At 41.6% G+C, this 19,036-nt stretch carries 20 protein-coding genes and 1 tRNA gene; 13 read left to right on the top strand and 8 right to left on the bottom strand.

Going from position 1 to position 19,036, the window contains the following annotated elements; translation table 11 throughout:
* Nucleotides 1-79: 79 nt before the first annotated feature.
* The 5 genes from PBT90_RS06810 to PBT90_RS06790 all read right to left on the bottom strand — a co-directional run bounded on the left by PBT90_RS06810 (nt 80) and on the right by PBT90_RS06790 (nt 4,540).
* Entirely contained in the window at nt 80-667 is a 588-nt protein-coding gene (locus PBT90_RS06810) for a DUF3244 domain-containing protein (RefSeq protein ID WP_264809631.1), read from the bottom strand.
* A 383-nt stretch (nt 668-1,050) separates the two neighbouring features.
* Nucleotides 1,051-1,563, bottom strand: coding sequence for an acyl-CoA thioesterase (locus PBT90_RS06805; protein WP_264809630.1), 513 nt, complete (start codon nt 1,561-1,563; stop codon nt 1,051-1,053).
* Nucleotides 1,563-2,198 (bottom strand): bifunctional nicotinamidase/pyrazinamidase, encoded by a 636-nt coding sequence (gene pncA / locus PBT90_RS06800; protein ID WP_264809629.1) that lies wholly within the window; start codon nt 2,196-2,198, stop codon nt 1,563-1,565. Before pncA ends, PBT90_RS06805 begins: the two co-directional genes overlap by 1 nt.
* Nucleotides 2,176-3,672, bottom strand: a complete 1,497-nt coding sequence (locus PBT90_RS06795) for a nicotinate phosphoribosyltransferase (RefSeq protein ID WP_264809627.1) — start codon at nt 3,670-3,672, stop codon at nt 2,176-2,178. Before PBT90_RS06795 ends, pncA begins: the two co-directional genes overlap by 23 nt.
* A gap of 55 nt (nt 3,673-3,727) precedes the next feature.
* Nucleotides 3,728-4,540: a DMT family transporter gene (locus tag PBT90_RS06790; RefSeq protein WP_264811424.1), complete on the bottom strand. Its 813-nt coding sequence runs from the start codon at nt 4,538-4,540 to the stop codon at nt 3,728-3,730.
* Between the two features lie 179 nt (nt 4,541-4,719).
* Between PBT90_RS06790 and PBT90_RS06785 the strand changes: the two genes are divergently transcribed.
* Nucleotides 4,720-5,229, top strand: coding sequence for a peroxiredoxin (locus PBT90_RS06785; RefSeq protein ID WP_320055348.1), 510 nt, complete (start codon nt 4,720-4,722; stop codon nt 5,227-5,229).
* Nucleotides 5,230-5,596: 367 nt separating this feature from the next.
* Here PBT90_RS06785 and PBT90_RS06780 read toward each other — a convergent pair whose 3' ends face one another.
* Nucleotides 5,597-6,247, bottom strand: a complete 651-nt coding sequence (locus PBT90_RS06780; RefSeq protein WP_264809626.1) for an ABC transporter ATP-binding protein — start codon at nt 6,245-6,247, stop codon at nt 5,597-5,599.
* Nucleotides 6,248-6,505: 258 nt separating this feature from the next.
* Here PBT90_RS06780 and sucC point away from each other — a divergent pair, with 258 nt between their 5' ends.
* The 4 genes from sucC (at nt 6,506) to PBT90_RS06760 (ending at nt 9,430) form a co-directional block, all read left to right on the top strand.
* Nucleotides 6,506-7,720 (top strand): ADP-forming succinate--CoA ligase subunit beta, encoded by a 1,215-nt coding sequence (sucC, locus tag PBT90_RS06775; RefSeq protein WP_264809625.1) that lies wholly within the window; start codon nt 6,506-6,508, stop codon nt 7,718-7,720.
* Nucleotides 7,721-7,758: 38 nt separating this feature from the next.
* Nucleotides 7,759-7,832, top strand: a tRNA-Arg gene (locus tag PBT90_RS06770).
* A gap of 556 nt (nt 7,833-8,388) precedes the next feature.
* Nucleotides 8,389-8,844: an Hsp20/alpha crystallin family protein gene (locus PBT90_RS06765; RefSeq protein WP_264809624.1), complete on the top strand. Its 456-nt coding sequence runs from the start codon at nt 8,389-8,391 to the stop codon at nt 8,842-8,844.
* 319 nt (nt 8,845-9,163) lie between these two features.
* Nucleotides 9,164-9,430, top strand: a complete 267-nt coding sequence (locus tag PBT90_RS06760; protein ID WP_264809622.1) for a hypothetical protein — start codon at nt 9,164-9,166, stop codon at nt 9,428-9,430.
* Between the two features lie 193 nt (nt 9,431-9,623).
* Here PBT90_RS06760 and PBT90_RS06755 read toward each other — a convergent pair whose 3' ends face one another.
* On the bottom strand, nt 9,624-10,277 hold the full coding sequence (locus PBT90_RS06755) for a hypothetical protein (protein WP_264809621.1): 654 nt from the start codon (nt 10,275-10,277) through the stop codon (nt 9,624-9,626).
* 396 nt (nt 10,278-10,673) lie between these two features.
* Here PBT90_RS06755 and PBT90_RS06750 point away from each other — a divergent pair, with 396 nt between their 5' ends.
* Complete coding sequence (locus tag PBT90_RS06750) at nt 10,674-10,820, top strand: lmo0937 family membrane protein (RefSeq protein ID WP_264809620.1); 147 nt, start codon at nt 10,674-10,676, stop codon at nt 10,818-10,820.
* Nucleotides 10,821-10,897: 77 nt separating this feature from the next.
* Here the strand turns inward: PBT90_RS06750 and PBT90_RS06745 are convergent, their stop codons facing one another.
* Entirely contained in the window at nt 10,898-11,311 is a 414-nt protein-coding gene (locus PBT90_RS06745; RefSeq protein WP_264809619.1) for a LytR/AlgR family response regulator transcription factor, read from the bottom strand.
* A gap of 231 nt (nt 11,312-11,542) precedes the next feature.
* On the opposite strand from PBT90_RS06745, the gene PBT90_RS06740 reads away from it, so the two are divergent.
* The 7 genes from PBT90_RS06740 to PBT90_RS06710 all read left to right on the top strand — a co-directional run bounded on the left by PBT90_RS06740 (nt 11,543) and on the right by PBT90_RS06710 (nt 18,818).
* On the top strand, nt 11,543-11,956 hold the full coding sequence (locus PBT90_RS06740; RefSeq protein WP_264809618.1) for a helix-turn-helix domain-containing protein: 414 nt from the start codon (nt 11,543-11,545) through the stop codon (nt 11,954-11,956).
* Between the two features lie 157 nt (nt 11,957-12,113).
* Nucleotides 12,114-12,572 (top strand): (2Fe-2S)-binding protein, encoded by a 459-nt coding sequence (locus PBT90_RS06735; protein ID WP_270132308.1) that lies wholly within the window; start codon nt 12,114-12,116, stop codon nt 12,570-12,572.
* 11 nt (nt 12,573-12,583) lie between these two features.
* Complete coding sequence (locus tag PBT90_RS06730) at nt 12,584-14,854, top strand: xanthine dehydrogenase family protein molybdopterin-binding subunit (RefSeq protein ID WP_270132305.1); 2,271 nt, start codon at nt 12,584-12,586, stop codon at nt 14,852-14,854.
* Nucleotides 14,855-15,077: 223 nt separating this feature from the next.
* Complete coding sequence (locus PBT90_RS06725) at nt 15,078-15,509, top strand: (4Fe-4S)-binding protein (protein WP_264809615.1); 432 nt, start codon at nt 15,078-15,080, stop codon at nt 15,507-15,509.
* Between the two features lie 15 nt (nt 15,510-15,524).
* Nucleotides 15,525-16,100, top strand: a complete 576-nt coding sequence (gene kefF / locus PBT90_RS06720) for a glutathione-regulated potassium-efflux system oxidoreductase KefF (protein ID WP_270132301.1) — start codon at nt 15,525-15,527, stop codon at nt 16,098-16,100.
* The gene (locus PBT90_RS06715) at nt 16,097-18,001 is read left to right on the top strand and encodes a monovalent cation:proton antiporter-2 (CPA2) family protein (RefSeq protein ID WP_270132298.1); all 1,905 of its coding nucleotides are present in this window, start codon (nt 16,097-16,099) and stop codon (nt 17,999-18,001) included. Before kefF ends, PBT90_RS06715 begins: the two co-directional genes overlap by 4 nt.
* Before the next feature lie 184 nt (nt 18,002-18,185).
* Nucleotides 18,186-18,818: an NAD(P)H-dependent oxidoreductase gene (locus tag PBT90_RS06710; RefSeq protein WP_270132296.1), complete on the top strand. Its 633-nt coding sequence runs from the start codon at nt 18,186-18,188 to the stop codon at nt 18,816-18,818.
* The last annotated feature ends 218 nt before the right edge of the window (nt 18,819-19,036 follow it).

The following is a 19,036-nucleotide window of genomic DNA, read 5'->3' as shown; positions in this document are numbered from 1 at the left end:
ATGTATGTCAAAGTGCTGTCCATAAAAAAACCCTGAATCTCTCAATTCAGGGTAGTGATGTAAATAGTTGGTCTAGGATTCAAAAATGAATAACTCTGTTTCTACCTTTTACATCAGTGACATCGAAGTACACCTCTTCCGGGCGCACACCGTTTAGCACAAAGTTTTTCTTAAATCCCTCTGGCTGATCTATATATTCTTCATGAACAATATGATCTGAACCCACCGCACGGATTTTGACATCTACTCCGGCTTGTTCCAGTCCCAAAACCGTCAGCCCTATGGTGAAGCTATTCATCTTTTTGCCATAAGCTACCAAAGGAAGTACCTCGGCTTTTGGTTCTACTTTCTCTACTGTCTCCACGGTATACATGACTTCTTCATCATTAGTGGAGATCTTCACGGTGTATTCCCCACAGGGCAAGGAATTCAGGTCATAAGGAACATTCATGTCCTCTTTTGCTTTAACGGTACGTTGATGGAGTTTATTTCCCTCCATGTCATAAATGGCAATCTTGGCTTTGCCTACTCCTTCTTTAAGGTGAACATGAACCTTCTTATAAACGGTATGAGCGCTTGAAAGTGCCATTAAATCCTCAGCTTTGTCTGCTGCAAAAGAACTGGTCGCTAAAAGTCCAGCTAGTGCGAATGTGAATAAGGTTTTCATAATAGTGTTGGTTTAGTGAAGTGTCTTGCCAACACTGTTGCATTCACCGTACCAACCCAGCCCAAAGAGCAATAGAGGCACATTTTTGACCTAGGTCAAATTTGCAAATATTAACAATTCAACCAAATAATCTATCGAAATAGGCCTTCCGCCCATTATAAAAGTGTGTAAAAAGTGTACGATTCCTTAGAATTCTGTCATGAAGCCGAACAGTTTAGGCGTGAATGTCCGCTTTCGCATGTTACAGCTTATTGTGAGTATTAATAAAATTTAATTTTGAAAAAAAATTAAATAGCTGATTTCAAGCGATTTGATAATGAAAAAACCTGTACGCTAGTGTACAGGCCTTGTTCGAATTGACACATATTTTTGATCTAAATCAATTACTTTTTCAGCGCTTGGCTCAGGCTTTTTACCCGATCTTTCACATTCAACCCTTCTATATCCAGGTTGATGGAGGTAGCCTTTAGAAAATCATTGACGGCGCCCTGGTGGTCTGTAGACTTACCTTCAGCCAGGGTCACATAACGCATAGTGGACCATAGCAAGGTTTTCAATTGAGTCTCGGTGTCATCGGTCATGAAATATTCCAGTATGACAGTGTTATGATTGTTCCAAATAATGCGGCTCTTGATCCGAACCCACTCTCCCACCATGGCAGGCTTTACGTAGGAAATATTGTGATTGTAAATCACCCATGCTGCCTGATACTTTTTGATGAAATCCATCATCTCTACTCCATATAATTTGGGAACCTGATCCTCCCTAGCATTGAAAAAGTAATCAAAATACTTGGCATTATTCAGGTGCCGGAGCGGGTCACAATCCTGAAAGCGGATCAACACCCTGCTTTCGGTTTCCTTAGGATAGGTTTTTTCTGAATCGAATTCAAACATCAGTTTTCTATTTCTTTGCTTGTGATAACTTTCACTCCCGCTTGCTTCATTTCCTCCAAAGCCGCCTCTCCATCTCCAGCTGAGAGATTTACGGCCCGACTGGCATCCCGGACCAAATAGGTTTCAAACCCCAAACTTACCGCATCCATCGCAGTAAATTTCACACAATAATCCAACGCCAGTCCTGTTACAAATATCCGCTGGATCTCATGACTTTTCAAGAAAAAACTCAAGCCGGTATCTTCCATTCTGGCATTGTCAAAAAAACCTGAATAAGAATCTACCTCGGGATTTTTCCCCTTCTGAACCGTTTCCTTCCATTTCTTGGTATTTAGGTCGGCGTGAAACTCTGCCCCAAAGGAGCCCTGCACGCAGTGGACCGGCCAGAGCATCTGCTCCAATCCATTTAAGGTGGTCGGCTCTCCAGGCTTTTTGCCCGGATGATTAGCTGCAAAACTCCCGTGATTTTCCGGATGAAAATCCTGTGTGGCTACTATAAAATCGAATTTTTGCTGCAAACTATTAATCACAGGAATGATCTCGTCCCCATTTGCCACTGCTAATGCACCGCCCGGTAGAAAGTCATTCTGTACATCTACAATTAGTAAAGCACTATTTTTCTGGTTGATCTTCATCTTCTGTTTGTTTTGCCTGTAACACCAGGTTCATTCTCAAATTGTGCAGATTCTCCTCTAAGCCTACTGGATAAATATGGGGATTGACCAGGCGCTTATGTGCTTTATCAAAAGCCCCTAGCTGTACTTGAACCCGCTCCCGGATGGCTTCTATGGAGGGTGGAGCATACTGCAATTCACCCCTTCGGAAAATCTCCTTCAGCAGCGTTTCCTCCTGATAAAAGTAAGGCATGAGACGTTTTCGTCTGGTAGGATCATTGGGGTCTATAATTAAGGCCGCTTTGGGGTTGATTTCCTGATCTTCCAGGTAAATCATATCAGCCACAGCTTTGCCTTTAGAATAGTAGCGCTTCACATTGTGAATCCCCGGAATATTGATTTTCATGCTCTGCTGGGAAATTTTGACCTTGGGAACAAAGGTGCCATCTTCTATCCGGATCGCAGAAAGCTTATAAACCCCTCCAAGCGCGGGTTGGTCAAATGCCGTCACCAGTTTCGTACCTACCCCCCAGACGTTGATGGAGGCTTCCTGCCCCTTCAAAGAAGAGATGATATGCTCATCCAGGTCGTTTGAAGCGACGATTTTCGCATCGGGAAAACCTGCCTCATCCAGCATTTCCCTGGCGACATTGCTGAAATAAGCCAAATCACCAGAATCTATCCGTATGCCAAGCATTTCTTTTCCTTTGCTGCGCAAAGCTTTCCCTACTTTAATGGCATTTTTGATCCCATTTACGGTATCGTAAGTATCTACTAAAAAGACCGATTGATCCGGAAAAGCTTCTGCATAAGCCTCAAAAGCTTCCAGCTCCGTCTCAAAGGACATGATCCAACTGTGGGCATGGGTACCTGAAACCGGAATCCCAAAAAGCTTCCCCGCCATGACATTACTGGTAGAGGAACAACCTCCAATATAAGCAGCACGGGAAGCAGCCAGCCCCCCATCTATGCCCTGGGCCCTTCTCAAGCCAAACTCCAAAACCGGTTCACCCAAAGCTGCCAAATTAATCCTCGCCGCTTTGGTGGCTATGAGGCTTTGAAAGTTGATGATATTCAACAGCGGGGTTTCCAACAATTGGCACTGGATCAAAGGCCCCTTCACACGGACCAAAGGGGTATTCGGGAAAACTACCGTACCCTCTTCTACAGCATCTATATCACAGGAAAATCTCATCTCGCTGAGGTAATCCAAAAAGCCTTTGGCAAAAACAGGCTGCCCGTCCTTGCCTTTCATGGCGGCCAGGTAATCAATGTCCTCTTTATTGAATTTAAAGTTTTTGCAGTAGTCTATCACATAGTCCAATCCTGCAGCCACTGTAAAACCACCCTGAAAAGGATGCTTTCGGAAAAACAGATTGAAGACAGCCTCCTGCTCAGCCTTTCCGGATTTCCAGTAGGCATAGGCCATGGTCAGCTGGTAAAAGTCAGTCAGAAGTGCGAGAGAACCCTGGTAAAGGTCTTTGGTGATTTTCATACAAAAGAATTTAACTTGATCAAAAATAACCTGCTTTGGCTTCCAGAACAATCATTTAAGCAACTTGCTTTACACGCATATTCAGTAAAATCCCCAGAAGCACCAGTCCCATTCCTATATAGGCCATAGCATTGAAAGTCTCCCCAAAGAAGAAAAAACCAAATAGCAGGGCATACACGATTCCTATGTAAGTAAGGCTGGAAACCTTGGACACATTTGCATTCTGGTAAGCAATGGTCAGGAAGTACTGGGCGGTTTGGGTACAGATTCCTATAAACAGCAAGATCAACCAATCCCAACCCACCGGATTTACCCAGCCAAAGGCAGCTACCACTGCGGCGAAGGGAAGTGTCACCAGAGGAAAGTAGAAAATGATGACCAGCGGGTGCTCCGTATTCTTGAGTTTTCGGATGACGTTATAAGCCAATCCCGAGAAAATCGCTGAGGTAATTCCCACCATCGCCCAGAAGAAATCAACTCTGGCATCAAAGCCCTGAATCACGATCACGCCTGCAAAGGAAATGGCGAAAAAGAGAAACTGGACAGGTTTGACTCTCTCACGTACTATGAAAATCCCAAAAATAGTCGTGAAGATCGGCGATAAGTATTGAATGGTAACGGCACTGGCCAAGGGGATATTTTGAAGGGTATAAAAGAATGAAATCAAGCCAATAGAACCTACCACTCCACGGATAACCAGCCACTTCTTATTGTTGCCAAAGACATTTACCTTTTGTTTTCTCAGGATCAAATAACTGAAAATCAAGGAAAAGAGAGATCTAAAAACGATGATTTCTATGGCAGGGATATGGGGAATGTATTTGACAGACACATTCATCAAGGCAAAAAATACTCCTGCCAAAAGCATGGCGTGGACACTGGTGATTTTCAAAACGGCAAGGGTTAAGTAATCAATCTGAAAGTAAATAATCCCGTCAAAAGTTCAATTTGACTATAATTAGGCCTTGGCGAAAAAGGCTAAACTATCGGAGATCCGTCTGCAGCCAATACAGGTATAATGCGACTGAGCGAACGTAAATCCTACTTTTGGCTTTCATTGTCAGGGCAGAAATGAACCTTTCTCCTTCCAGAAAGTTTATGAAAGCTATGGCATTGAAAATAGGAAGTACTGCACCGAAGTTTGTATTACCCAGCACAGGGGGGAAAACACTGAATTCTGAGCTTGACCTAAAAGGAAAAGCATTTGTCCTTTACATTTATCCAAAAGACTTTACCAAAGTCTGCACCGCAGAGGCTTGTGAGTTTAGAGATCAATTTGAGGCTTTCCGTGATTTGGACATCCCGGTTTTCGGCATCAGTAAGGATGATATACCTACACATGAAAAGTTCAAGAAGGAGAACAAGCTTCCTTTTGATTTACTTTCTGACCAGGGCGGGAAAGTCTGTAAAGCTTATGATGCGCTGATTCCACTGATCAAAATGCCCAAGCGAATCACCTATCTGATCGATAAGGATCACAAAATTGCCGCGGTGTTCTCTGATATGTTTGAATCAAAGGGACATATACAATCCATGCTAAAGAATCTGGAGAAGTAAGGATTTCTCGTGGCGGCGTGATGGCGCAACGTATTTAAAGCTCCCGCTAAGGCGCAAAGGCGCGGTTTTTTTTCTCGCGGCGACGCTACGGCGCAGCGTTTGATAAATTTTATTCGTCACCCTGATAATGGAGCAACAGTGAATGCCAAAACTAGTTCAAGCCCGCCTGGCGTCGGGCAAGTCTGAAGACTTGGACTTTTGACATGGTGTTTTATAGACTTCAATTAAAAACTTCTTACAAAACAGCAGTCTGAAGACTGCATTTAGCAAGGCACAAGCCTGCCTGGCGTCAGACAGGTCTGAAGACTTACGCCAAATTTTGACTTGTATCAAAAACTCTAATGTCTTAAGTCTAGCTTCTAAAATCTCAAAGAATTAACCCATCCTGCATCACCACTTTCCGATCTGCCATGTTGGCGAGCTCTTCGTTATGAGTAACTATGACAAAGGCTTGTCCAAGCTCCTTTCTCAATGTGAAAAATAATTCATGAAGTCCTTTGGCATTTTGCGTATCCAGGTTGCCGCTGGGTTCATCTGCAAAAACAACCGCCGGACTGTTGATCAAGGATCGGGCAACCGCCACTCGCTGCTGCTCTCCTCCTGAAAGTGTAGCGGGCTTATGTTCCAATCTTCCTGAAATCCCTAAAATCTCTGCCAGTTCGCCTGCTTGTTGCTTTAGCTTGGTTTCAGGCAAATCACCTATCATTCCTGGGATCATGATATTCTCCAGGGCAGTAAACTCTGGAAGCAGGTTATGAAATTGAAAAATAAAACCAATGCTGCTGTTTCTGAATTTTGCCAGCTCCTCACCTTTTAACCTTCTAAGATCCACACCATCCATTTCCAAAGTACCCTGATCTGGCAGGTCCAAAGTGCCCAAAATATGCAAAAGGGTACTTTTCCCAGCCCCGGAACTACCGACTATGGAAACAATTTCAGAAGTTGAAATTTCCAGGTTTACACCTTTCAAAACTTTGAGGCTTCCATAAGATTTGTGGATACCGTTGGCTTTCAGCATGCTATCATTTTTTAGGAGTTCAAAAATAGTGGAAATAGCTCGCGAACCCGTATTTCCATTGTCAAACAAGGGGATTTTTTTCTTAAAAAGGAAAAACTCAGGTTTGATTTATCGGGTCCTAGCCCTTAACTTCGGGCAAAAATTTCCAAAGGATGAAATCGAGCATGACTGAAAAGTCAAAGGGGTATTAAAACCAAGAATGCGAGATTTCTCCCGATAGCTATCGGGATGACATTTGAGCTAAAAAATCATACACATATGAATATTCACGAATATCAGGCTAAAGAAGTATTAAAAGGTTACGGAGTTCGTATTCAGGAAGGCATAGTAGCCGAAAGCCCTGAAGCAGCTCATGAAGCAGCCGTTAAATTGAACGAGCAAACCGGTACTAGCTGGTATGTGATCAAGGCTCAGATCCACGCAGGTGGACGAGGAAAAGGAAAAGTTCAGGAAACTGACTCCAATGGAGTGGTACTTGCCAAGAAATTGGAAGATGTATCTGAAAAGGCTAAAAACATCCTGGGCGGCACTTTGGTAACACACCAAACCGGTCCGGAAGGAAAGAAAGTTAATAAGGTGTTGATCGCTGAGGATGTTTACTACCCTGGTGATTCAGAGCCAAAAGAATATTACCTGTCTATACTATTGGATAGAGCGGCTGGTTGCAATGTAATCATGGCTTCTACCGAAGGAGGAATGGACATTGAGGAAGTCGCTGAAAAGACTCCTGAGAAAATCATCAAAGAATGGATCGACCCGAAAGTTGGGCTTCAAGGATTTCAGGCTAGAAAAGTAGCCTTCAAATTAGGTCTTACTGGCAATGCATTTAAGGAAATGGTGAAATTCATCACAGCACTTTACAATGCATATGAAGGCACTGACTCTTCACAGTTTGAGATCAACCCAGTGTTGAAAACTTCAGATGACAAGATTTTGGCAGTGGATGCTAAGGTGAATATTGATGACAATGCGCTTTACCGTCACAAAGACCTAGGAGCGCTTAGAGATATTGCTGAGGAGGATCCATTGGAAGTGGAAGCTGGCAAGTCTGGTCTAAACTATGTGAAGCTGGACGGAAACGTAGGCTGCATGGTAAACGGAGCAGGTCTGGCAATGGCCACTATGGATATGATCAAGCTAGTAGGTGGTGAGCCTGCAAACTTCCTAGATGTAGGAGGAGGAGCTAATGCAACCACAGTAGAAGCAGGTTTCAGAATCATCCTTCAAGATCCAAATGTGAAAGCTATTCTGATCAACGTATTCGGTGGTATCGTAAGATGCGACAGAATCGCTAGCGGCGTAGTGGAAGCATACAAGTCTATCGGTGATATCCGAGTTCCGATAATCGTCAGACTTCAGGGAACTAACGCTGAAGAAGGTGCTAAAATCATTGACGAATCAGGATTGAAAGTATTTTCTGCAATCACCTTGAAAGAAGCAGCCGACAAAGTACAGTCTGTACTAGAAGGCTAAAATCATAAAGTTCTGGAGCACCCGCTCCAGAGCACTCTGCACTCGTAGTTCAACTGGATAGAATATCGGATTTCGGCTCCGAGGGTTGAGGGTTCGAATCCTTCCGAGTGCACTTCAAGCCCCAGATAATTGTCTGGGGCTTTGTTTTTATCGACTTGAATTTTCAAATTCTTGGACATCCGGCTTGTTAGCAGTAACCAATAACGGGACAGGCTGAAGTATCCTTCATTCTACTATTTTACTTATGCTGCAATGCTTTGGCCTCTTAACTGAAAAAGGAAAAAGGGGGAAGTATCTTTGAACATGCTGGGGACAGTTGACTGTAGTCTCCTCTAGGCGAACCAGTGTGGACGAATATCCGTGACTTTCTGGCGAGATTCTTTGCTTACCGCCGCCATTGTGGATAACCGGACAATTTTATTATCTGCACAGCGTATATTGATAGCTAGAAAATGTCAATATTTCTGACTCCCAATACTTTTTCTGTCATTTTTTCACAAAAATTCTGACAGCACTCCTCTGCAATTCCGCTTGGCACGTCACTTGTTTTTTTGTCTATTGAAGAATCGCGATTCATTCGGTTTTTTTGGTGAGGATATCCCAAGTAGGTACTGGAGAATCTTCTCACCAAATCTGTTTAGTTGTTTAACCATTAAATTGACAAAGCAATGAACACACTGATGAAACGAAATGGCAACACAGTCATTCCTAACCTCTTTGAAGAATTCCCTGGTAAAGGTTTTTTTGATTTCTTGGAGGACATGAGCATAGGAAGAGCATCAAATAACCTCAGCATGCCAAGGGTAAACATCATGGAAACCGGTACAGACTACAAAGTTGAAATGGCTGTTCCGGGAATGAAAAAAGAAGATTTCAAAGTAGAAATCGACAATGGTTCTTTGATCATCCAAGCAGAGAAAAATTCTGAGCAGGAGCGTAATTCAAATGGAAACTGTATTCGTAGGGAATTCAGTTATTCAGCCTTCCGACGCTCCTTTGACCTCCCCAACACCGTAGAAAGTGAAAAAATCGAGGCAACTTATGTGGATGGTATTCTCAAGCTAATCATCCCTAAACGGGAAGAGGCAAGGCAGAAACCCGTTCGCACGATCGAGATTTCTTAACCTTCATCGGCCAGCCTGAGTCTGGGCTGGCCACTTACTTTTCCCCACCTTATTGTTAAGATTTTCAATCAAACAAATAAACAATATGGATATCCGCTTTCTTACCGGTAGCGAGAGAAATTATGGGGTAAGATATCTTTCTACGTGCTGTAGGCAGTGGACTGTTCTCGGTGGACGATTATCAGCTACTATCTAGCCACCTTCTTTAACTACTGGCATCATTGCGGATAATCCGAATAATCAACTGACAGATCCAAAGGGGATACTTGTATGGCCAAGGATCAAAGGCCGTGATGTAAAACCTAAAATTATTTTAACCATGGGAAAAACTAAGTATATAGATTATTACAAAACCATATTGGAAAAGGTCAGCTTTGATAAGCATCTCTTGATGAAAGAGTATAGTAAAGCACTTCAAGTACTTCAAGACCATGAAAAAAGGGAACTCAACAATTGGCTAGTTAGTCAAGGCATCATTCAAAAACCAATATTATTCACCTCTGGTTTGAAAAATAAGACTACAGCCAAGCCTTCATCAATGATCTCAATTTCCAAAACTTCCAAAACCAGCTCAGCAAGAGCGTGAGAGGCTTGATGTAACATAAATTCAAACTCCTTAAAGCTCCTAGCATCACAATCGGGAGCTTTAGGAATATAGTACCCTATAAAAATTTCAGCTCTTACCACCAAAAAAGTGGATCTCTCCCCTAGCGTGAATAAATTTAGCTGAAAAAGCAAAAACCTCTTTCCTACTATTTAAACTAGTCCACCCTCATCCCCTAAGCTGACACCCAAACCTCCAGATCTAACTGCTTGGCTTTGATCATGCTTTTCAGGTTGTTCACCAAAAACAAGGGATTAGCATCTTCTTGTGAAGCGGAGTTTTGAATACCAATCGCCCGTATACTTCTGTGCGCATGGTTGCAGATCAGATTGGTAATCCATTCGAAATCCCCAGGCTGTACCCCTCCTAAGCTGACCTGTTTGCCAAAATACTTACTCAGCGTGGCTGTGAACACAATTCTGTCCGAGAAAATATTGTCTTTATCAGTAGTAATCCCTTGCCTGTCTTGGCTACTTCTCCACAGCTCTACCCATCCAAATGAGTCGCCAAAACTATGTATGTGATGCTCTACAATTTCAGCTAAAGATTTACCAGATGGTTTCAGTGAAAATGAATTCACATAGCAAGGCTGTAATAGAAAATTGTCCCCTAAAACCCTGAACAATTGGTCGTATTCCAAGTCTATGGATTCATCCTGTAAATCTGCGCAGTTAATGCCAATCCGCAGACTTTCCAATCCTTCAGATTTATATTGATTTACACGTTTCTTCAGAGAATGTAGGTCAGTATGGGGAAACCAATGAAGGGATCCAGTTTGCAAATTGGAATCTTGGATAATCTCAGGGGGGAGGGCAGTTAGTGTACTCATATCAGTCAGCTTATTGTTAGAAATATTTTGTTTTCCCCACCCACAGTTCAAAAAGCAATCCATCAAACTAAACATGCCTCAAAACGCATTCTAAAGTAGATATCATTAAATAGCAGGAATTTATTGAGGTATTTTCTTTCTCAAAATGTGGCTAGAATCCACCGTTTTTTTGGGGAGTCTCAAAACCCCAAGAAAAACCTTAACTCAAGACCCTAACCCGGCATTAGCATGTACTTTCAAAAACATTTTGCCCAAAAGGTGGATTTGATTTCCCCCATTTGTCCCTTTCGCCCTATTAAAACCTAGCTCAAAATCCAATTTGAGGCATTTTTAGGGAATGGCACCTGTATTGAAATCAAAACAGAAAATAAGTTTCAACTAAATTCTCGATTAAACATGAGCTCTTTATTATACCTTATCGCGGTAATTTTACTAATCGGCTGGGCTGTAGGCGTATTTGTGTACAGTGTGACAGGACTGATCCACATACTATTGGTTTTGGCCTTGGTCGCCGTAATCTTCAGGTTGATAGGTGGAAGGTGAGCCACATCATAAAGCACCAACTGCCATCAGCTTAAGAAGTGAAATCAAAATTCACTGTAAGATGGGTGGATGGGAAGTTAGAATAGCTTCCTGTCTCCCAATTTCTTGAAAAACTCATCCCTATAGTTCCTGCTGATCGGGTACAAATCCTTCCCAATCAACACCTCATTGGATTGGACTTCATCGATATGCCGCAGATTGATAATGAAGGAGCGATGAATTCGCACAAATTCTCCAGGCAAAGCTTTGGCTATGCTCGTCAGTGACACAAGTGACATCACTTTCCGTGTCGGAGTGATTATCTTGATGTATTCCCGCTGGGCTTCTATGGCCTGCACTTCTGCAAAGAGGAATTTCACGATTCTTGTATCCGTTTTGATAAAGAAGTAATCGGGTTTCTCTCCTGTTTCCTCAGCCACCACTTGCACTGAAAGGTATTCTACCGCCTTGTCAATGGCTTTCTTAAACCGCTCAAAAGAAACCGGCTTCATAAAATAGTCAACTACAGAATGCCTTTTTCATTCAATTAGTGGGAAAAACAAGTTTTGTTCGATGGGGACTTTTTCATTCGTAGATCAAACCTGCTATCTCGGTGAGAGAAGCATGCTGTCTATTGATTTCATCCAAACTGTAGGATTATTTTTCGTCAATTAGTAGTCATAAAGTGGGCTTCTAGGCATTTGAACACACTGCTTAAAAATGTTAAGAGATTCGAAAAATCTATGATTCAGACAGCAACTAAAATACGACTAAAGATTAAAACTGAAGACCCTACAAATACTGCAGCAAACAGGATAAGTGCTGATTTTCTGCAATTATTGGAAAGTCAATTTCCCATTACTGATCTACGGAATACACTTAATCTAAGGTCTGCCTCAGATTTTGCACAGGAACTAAGCATTCATGTAAACCATCTCAACCGAACCGTAAAAGCAATAAACAGCAAATCAACTTCTGTAATCATTCGCGAGCGCATTCTTGCCGAATCCAAACGTCTATTGGAACACAGCGATTGGAATGTGTCAGAAATCGCCTATGCATTGGGATTCACAGAAGTCACTCATTTCAATAACTTTTTCAAAAAAGCTTTGAACATGAACCCATCACAATACAAAAAATCAATCGGCAAAAAATAACAAATAGATAGATTGGGTAACAAGAAAGTCCAGGTCCAAGTGGGCTTGGCTTTTCTTGATTTAAACACTAAATCTTAGCTCAATCGATTGACTTTAATTTGAATTTCGTAAGTAACACTCCTTATAAATAATTAATTTAGAGATAAATACAAATCCAATGGCACAATATAATCTTAAAATCAACGGTAAATCCCTGAGTGTAGATGTGGACCCAAGCACTCCCATGCTATGGGTATTGAGAGATCATCTCGATATGGTCGGAACCAAATTCGGTTGCGGTATAGCTCAATGCGGCGCTTGTACTATACACATGGATGGCAATGCTGTTCGCTCCTGCCAACTTCCGGTATCGGCAGCATCAGATGCTGAAATAACCACTATTGAAGGAATTTCAGAAAATGGAGATCACCCCGTTCAAAAAGCATGGTTAGAACATGATGTGCCTCAATGCGGCTATTGCCAAGCTGGTCAAATCATGTCAGCCGTAGCTTTACTCAAGAATAACCCAAGCCCAAGCGATGCCGATATTGATAATGCGATGAATGGTAACATCTGTCGATGTGGAACTTACACCAGAATCAAAGCTGCCATCAAAACCGCTGCTAAATCAGCCTAAACCTAGAGATCATGACATTAATAGATAAAAAATTAAATAGAAGATCATTTCTAAAGGTTTCTACACTTGCAGGTGGAGGAATGATGCTTAGCTTCAGCTGGTTGGCGGGTTGTAAGCCTACACCAGAGCAAGTATTAACCATGCCAGATGAATGGTTTGAAATCAATAGCTATATCAAGATCGGTGAAAATGGAGCCGTCACCTTATTCAATCCGAACCCAGAATTCGGGTCCAATGTAAAAACCTCCCTTCCAATGCTCCTCGCCGAAGAGTTGGATATAGACTGGAAAAATGTTTTCGTAGAACAGGCAGATTTTTACCCGGAAAGATTTGATCGTCAATTTACCGGAGGAAGTCAGGGGATCAGGCAGGGCTGGATGCCCTTGAGAACTGCCGGTGCCACAGCAAGACAATTAATCATCAATGCTGCAGCGCAAAGCTGGAACGTACCGGCATCTGAAATCACGACCAATACCGGAAATGTAGAACATAAAGGCTCTGGTAAAAAAGCAGGATACGGTGAAATGGCTTCTTTAGCCGGAACCTTAGAAGCACCAGATCCTGAGACTGTTAAATTGAAGGAAATATCTGATTTTAAAATCATAGGAAAGTCCAAAAAGAATGTGGATGGTACTAAAATAGTTACCGGAAAACCCATGTTTGGAATAGACCATAAAGTGGAGGGGATGAAGTATGCAGCCATTGTCCATCCTCCGGCTTTTGGAATGCAGCTTAAATCATTTGATAAAAGTTCGGTCACTTCTATGCCAGGGATTCAAGATGCTTTTGAAGTCAAAATATTTAAGGATGATTATGGCAGAAACTTCTTTGACACGACTACTTTCCCGGTAATTATTGCCATAGTGGGTAATTCTACCTGGGCGGTTTTACAGGCTAAGAAAAATCTGAAAGCTGAATGGGAAAAAGCACCGGAAAGCACCTTCCCTATGGCTGGAAGAGGTGGACAGAACATAGCTATCAAAGTACCTGGTGGTTTGGAAAACTCCAGTTCTCACAAAGCTAAAATGGCGGAATACATCGCCAAGCCAGGTAATGTCTTAAGAAAAGATGGAGATCCAGAGGGTGCATTTAAAAAGGCTACAAAAGTTATGGAGAGAACCTATACAGCTCCTTTTTTGGCACATAATACCATGGAACCTATGAACTGCTTTGCTGATGTTACAGCTGACAAAGCGGTAATTTATGGTCCTACCCAAGCACCTGAATTAATTAAACAAACTATTGCAGCGAGTTTAGGAATGCCTCAGGAAAAAATTCAAATCAATCTAGCAAGAATGGGTGGAGGCTTTGGCAGACGAGCTTACAGTCATCATATGACAGAAGCAGCTTTGATTTCGCAGAAAATTCAAGCTCCTGTGAAAATGGTTTATACCCGTGAAGATGATATGAGTGCAGGAGTTTATAGACCTACCTACTCTGCCACTTATAGAGCTGCTTTGGATGAAGAAAATAATCTTCTGGCACTACACGTAAAAGCTGGCGGTATTCCAGAATCTCCTATCCACGCCAATAGATTCCCAGCAGGAGCTTTAGACAACTATCTGGCTGAGGGATGGCAAATTGAATCCAATATTACCATAGGCGCATTTAGAGCTCCCCGGTCCAACTTTATTGCTGGTGCCGAACAAAGTTTCTTGGATGAACTGGCAGAGGAAATGGGTAAAGATCCTATCGAATTCCGATTGGAATTGCTTAAAAGAGCTGAAACCAATCCTGTAGGAGAAAATAATGATTATGACCCTAAGCGATATGCAGGAGTATTGGAGTTGGTCAGAGAGAAATCCAACTGGTCCAATGTGCCCTCAGGCATTTCAAGAGGAGTTTCTGCTTACTTCTGCCACAATTCCTACGTGGCCGAAGTGATAGATGTGAGCATCAAGGAAAATCAACCGGTCGTTGAAAATGTTTATGCCGCTGTGGATTGTGGTATCGTAGTAAACCCTGATGCTGCAGCTAATATGGGGGAAGGAGCTATTGTAGATGGAATAGGAAATGCTTTTTACGGTGAAATGGCTTTTGAAAATGGGGCTCCTACCAAGAAAAACTTTGATACGTATCGAATGATTCGACATAAAGAAGCACCGAAAAAAATCGAAGTACATTTCGTAGACAGCAAAGAAGATCCTACTGGACTAGGCGAACCACTCTTCCCTCCTGTTTTCGCGGCATTGGGTAACTCACTTTACAAAGCAACAGGGAAACGTCTCTATGAGCAACCCTTCCAGCCTCAACTTCTCGAAATGGAAAATCTGAAGATGTAATATTAATTTAAACTTACACTAGAGCCAGTTACAGAAATGTAGCTGGCTTTTTCATTTACTAGATGAGGTAAACATCCGCTCAAAATATTCTAGCTTAGGGTAATCAAAGAATGTGGAGTTAAATTCCTCCTGTCAAAATCCTATAACCTCAAATAGTAACAAAACTCCGTATTCCAATTCTTGGTTATCTTATACCAAATTGAATTTTTAAACCATTCTATCAATGGAGAAACCTATCAAAAAAGAATATTCCAATGGTGACATAACCATTATCTGGGAACCGCATAAGTGTATCCATTCCAAGAACTGTGTCAACGGTCTTCCGAAGGTTTTTGATTTCAATAGAAGACCTTGGATTGTTGCAGAGGGAACCCATTCAGAAGATATTGCCAAGCAAATAGACAAATGTCCTAGTGGGGCTTTAGGTTACTATTTTCAAGGAAAAGAAACAGATGAACCTACCAAAGCTGCTAATCCTCAACAGGTGGAAATTAGTCCAAATGGGCCATTACTGATTTTCGGAAAGGTAAAAATCAAAACGACAGAAGGAGAAGTAGAAAAAGACTCCAAAGTCACGGCATTTTGTCGATGTGGAAGCAGTCAAAACAAGCCATATTGTGATGGAACGCATCAAAAAATTGACTTTCAAGGGTAAAGTATTCTATTAAATATGAGAAAAATTCTTATCCTTTTTGCTCACCCGAAATTTGAACATTCAGAAGCTAATCAGGCCATGATCGATTCGATCAGTAATTTGGAAAATGTAGAAATCCGGGACTTGTACGAGCTATACCCAGACTTCAATATTTCTATTCAAGAAGAACAAGAAGCCCTTTTTCAAGCCGATGTAGTCATATGGCATCACCCCATTTATTGGTACTCCTGCCCTCCTTTGTTAAAACAATGGATCGATCTGGTTTTGGAATTTGGCTGGGCATACGGTCCGGGAGGAGTGTATTTAAAAGGAAAATATCTATTGAATGCAATAACCTCTGGAGGGTCAGAATTAGCCTACTCTAAAGAAGGAAGGAATCAACATTCCATAACAGATTTTCTACTGCCTTTTGAGCAAACGGGAAAACTTTGCCTTATGGAATACCTGGCTCCTTTTCATTTATCCGGCACATTTAAAATTTCCGATCCAGAATTACAAGAAAAGGCAAAAAGTTATCGAGAGTTTATCCTGCAACTTCGAGATTCAGAGACAATCGATAGGCCATTAAGACCAAGCCCCTCAAAGATATGAATGGATTTTTAGCAAACGCCGTCATTTATATTCTAGCTGCGATCATATGCGTCCCTTTGGCAAAAAGATTGGGAATGGGATCAGTTCTGGGCTATTTACTGGCTGGAATCCTTATTGGTCCTTATTTGCTTGGATTTATTACCAATGAAGGTCAAGGACAAGACATCATGCATGCTACGGAATTTGGAGTTGTAATGATGCTGTTTCTGATCGGCCTGGAATTAGAACCAAAAAACCTTTGGAAAATCAGGGATTTAATCATTCGGATTGGGCTTTCTCAGGTCTTAGTTTCTGCAGCATTGGTTTTTGTTATCGGACTTTTGATTCCCATTCCATGGCAAATTTCATTGGCCATCGCCCTCTCCATGGCTCTTTCATCAACTGCCATTGTGCTCCAATCTCTCAAAGAACGAAACGAAATGAACTCTCCCATTGGGAAAATGTCATTTGGGGTTTTGCTGATGCAGGATATCGCTGTGATTCCTATTTTGGCGATCTTACCCTTATTAGTCATAGCTGTTCCTGAATTAGCTGTTGAGCATACAGACGGCATGCATGGGCTTATAGATAGTCTTCCTGGTTGGGCTCAAACTTTATCAATTTTTGGAGCTATAGGAATCGTGGTTCTTTTGGGAAGGTATGGTTTTGGCCCTCTTTTAAACTTTGTAGCCAAAACCAGATTAAGAGAATTATTCACAGCCTCTGCATTATTGATCGTTGTTGGCATTTCCTACCTAATGGAAATAGTGGGATTGAGCCCAGCTCTTGGTGCTTTTTTAGCAGGTGTGATCTTGGCAAACTCTCCTTATAGACATGCGCTTGAATCCGATTTGGAACCATTCAAAGGGCTATTGCTTGGGCTCTTCTTTATGGCTGTGGGCTCTACCATTAACTTCTCCCTTATTTTCAATGATGCGAGTACCGTGTTTACCTTGACATTGGGTATTATCCTTTTAAAAACACTGGTTTTATTGGTTTTGGGAAAAGTCAAAAAACTCCAGTTCTCCTCAAATTTGAAGTTTGCAATAGGTCTTTCTCAGGTAGGCGAATTCTCTTTTGTAACCTATGCATTTGCGCAACAGCTTGGGATTTTCGACCAGTCTCTTACGGACACTTTGATGGCGGTGACTGCCCTCAGCATGACCATCAGCCCTATTTTAATGTTGGTTTTTGACAAGTTCATTATACCCATGTTGTCCAAGAATACGGACATCGGGGAGGATAAGATGGATAGCTTCCAGGAAAAGAACAAAGTGATTCTCATTGGTTTTGGGCATTTCGGATCTACCTTGGGCAGGTTTCTCCGAGCAAGTGGTGTGGAAGCCACTATCTTGGATTCAGACCCTGAGAGAATAGAATATTTAAGAAAAATGGGTTTCAAAGTCTATTTTGGAGATGGCACCCGAGCGGAATTATTGCAATCAGCGGGAGCCGAAGAAGCGAATATTCTGATTTCAGCCTTAGACAACACCGAATACAGCATAAAACTAGTGGAGCTTTGCAAACAGGAATTCCCTCATTTGGAGGTGATGATCCGTGCTAAAAATAGATATGATGCATTTGAGTTGATGGAAAAAGGAGTTACCAATATTTATAGGGAACATCTAGATACCTCCATCAAAATGGGAGAAGATGTTCTTAAAAAACTAGGATTTAGAGCTCATACTGTACACCGAATGGCAAAGCAATTTCACGATTATGATGAAGAGGCATTAAAAGTTCTGGTCAAATTCAAAAACAATCAAAATGAATATATCACAAAGAGTAAACAGCAGATTGAAATGCAGGAAAGTCTTCTCTCAGGTGAATTGATGCGGAAATTTTCTGTTAATGACCATGCTTGGGACAGCGATGGGATCAAAGAAGCAGAAATCACCGGTCAAGATAAAACTAAGCAATAAGTCCTTTTTAATACATCCCCTTGCTATTCAAAATTTCCTCCTATAATTGATCTAGGTCATCATTTTTAAATGTCTATACAATAAATACACAGACACTGAACTTTTCGGATCGAATAAGGCTTTAGCATCATGTGAATGTCGGAAATTCATTATCACAGCTAAACCAATAAAATTTTAAATTATCATGGCTTTATTAAAAGACTTAGAGTGGAGATACGCCACTAAAAAATACGATCCTAGCAAAAAGGTATCTCAAGAGGATGTAGACAAAATTGTGGAGGCTGCAAGATTGGCCCCAACTTCCTCAGGAATGCAACAGTTTAGAGTTTTCGTAGTGAGTAGCCCTGAGTTAAAAGAGAAACTCGTTCCGATTGCCAATGGACAGCAAATAGTAGCAGAGGCATCACATGTGTTAATTTTCGCTGCCTGGGATCAATACACAGAAGAAAGAATTGACTCTATTTTTAAACTGACTACTCAGGAAAGAGGCTTGCCAAGCGGCAAATTCAATGATTATACAAATAGGCTGAAAGCGGTTTACCTGAAACAAACCCCTGAGGAGAACTTTGTTCATACAGCTAGACAAGCCTATATAGGATTTGGCTTATCAATAGCTCAAGCTGCAGAACTAAAAATCGATGCTACTCCTATGGAAGGGTTTAACAATCAACAGCTGGACGAACTACTTGACTTACGTTCAATTGGTTTGAAATCTGTGCTTATGCTGCCTATAGGCTATAGAGATGAGGAAAATGACTGGCTTTTACCTATGAAAAAAGTGAGAAATCCGAAAGAGGAATTTGCAGTGGAATTGTGAAAACTTAGGTTGAATACCATTAGAAAGTCCGCCTTAGCTGCGGACTTTCTACATTTATAGTCAATTCTTTTTAATCCTACTGAATTAAGTTCAAACTTCAAGGGTTAGAAAGCAGTCTCAGTTAATTTCCTTAATCCCAATGAGCTTCCATTAAGCTTTTATCAGTTGTTTATACACCTACTTAGAATGAGATCTAAGATAGTATTTCACAAAAAAGA

This window comes from Algoriphagus sp. TR-M9 (assembly GCF_027594545.1).
Classification (GTDB): Bacteria; Bacteroidota; Bacteroidia; order Cytophagales; family Cyclobacteriaceae; genus Algoriphagus; species Algoriphagus halophytocola.
Note: the sequence above shows the minus strand (reverse complement) of the source record. Positions and strands in the feature narration are given on the sequence as shown.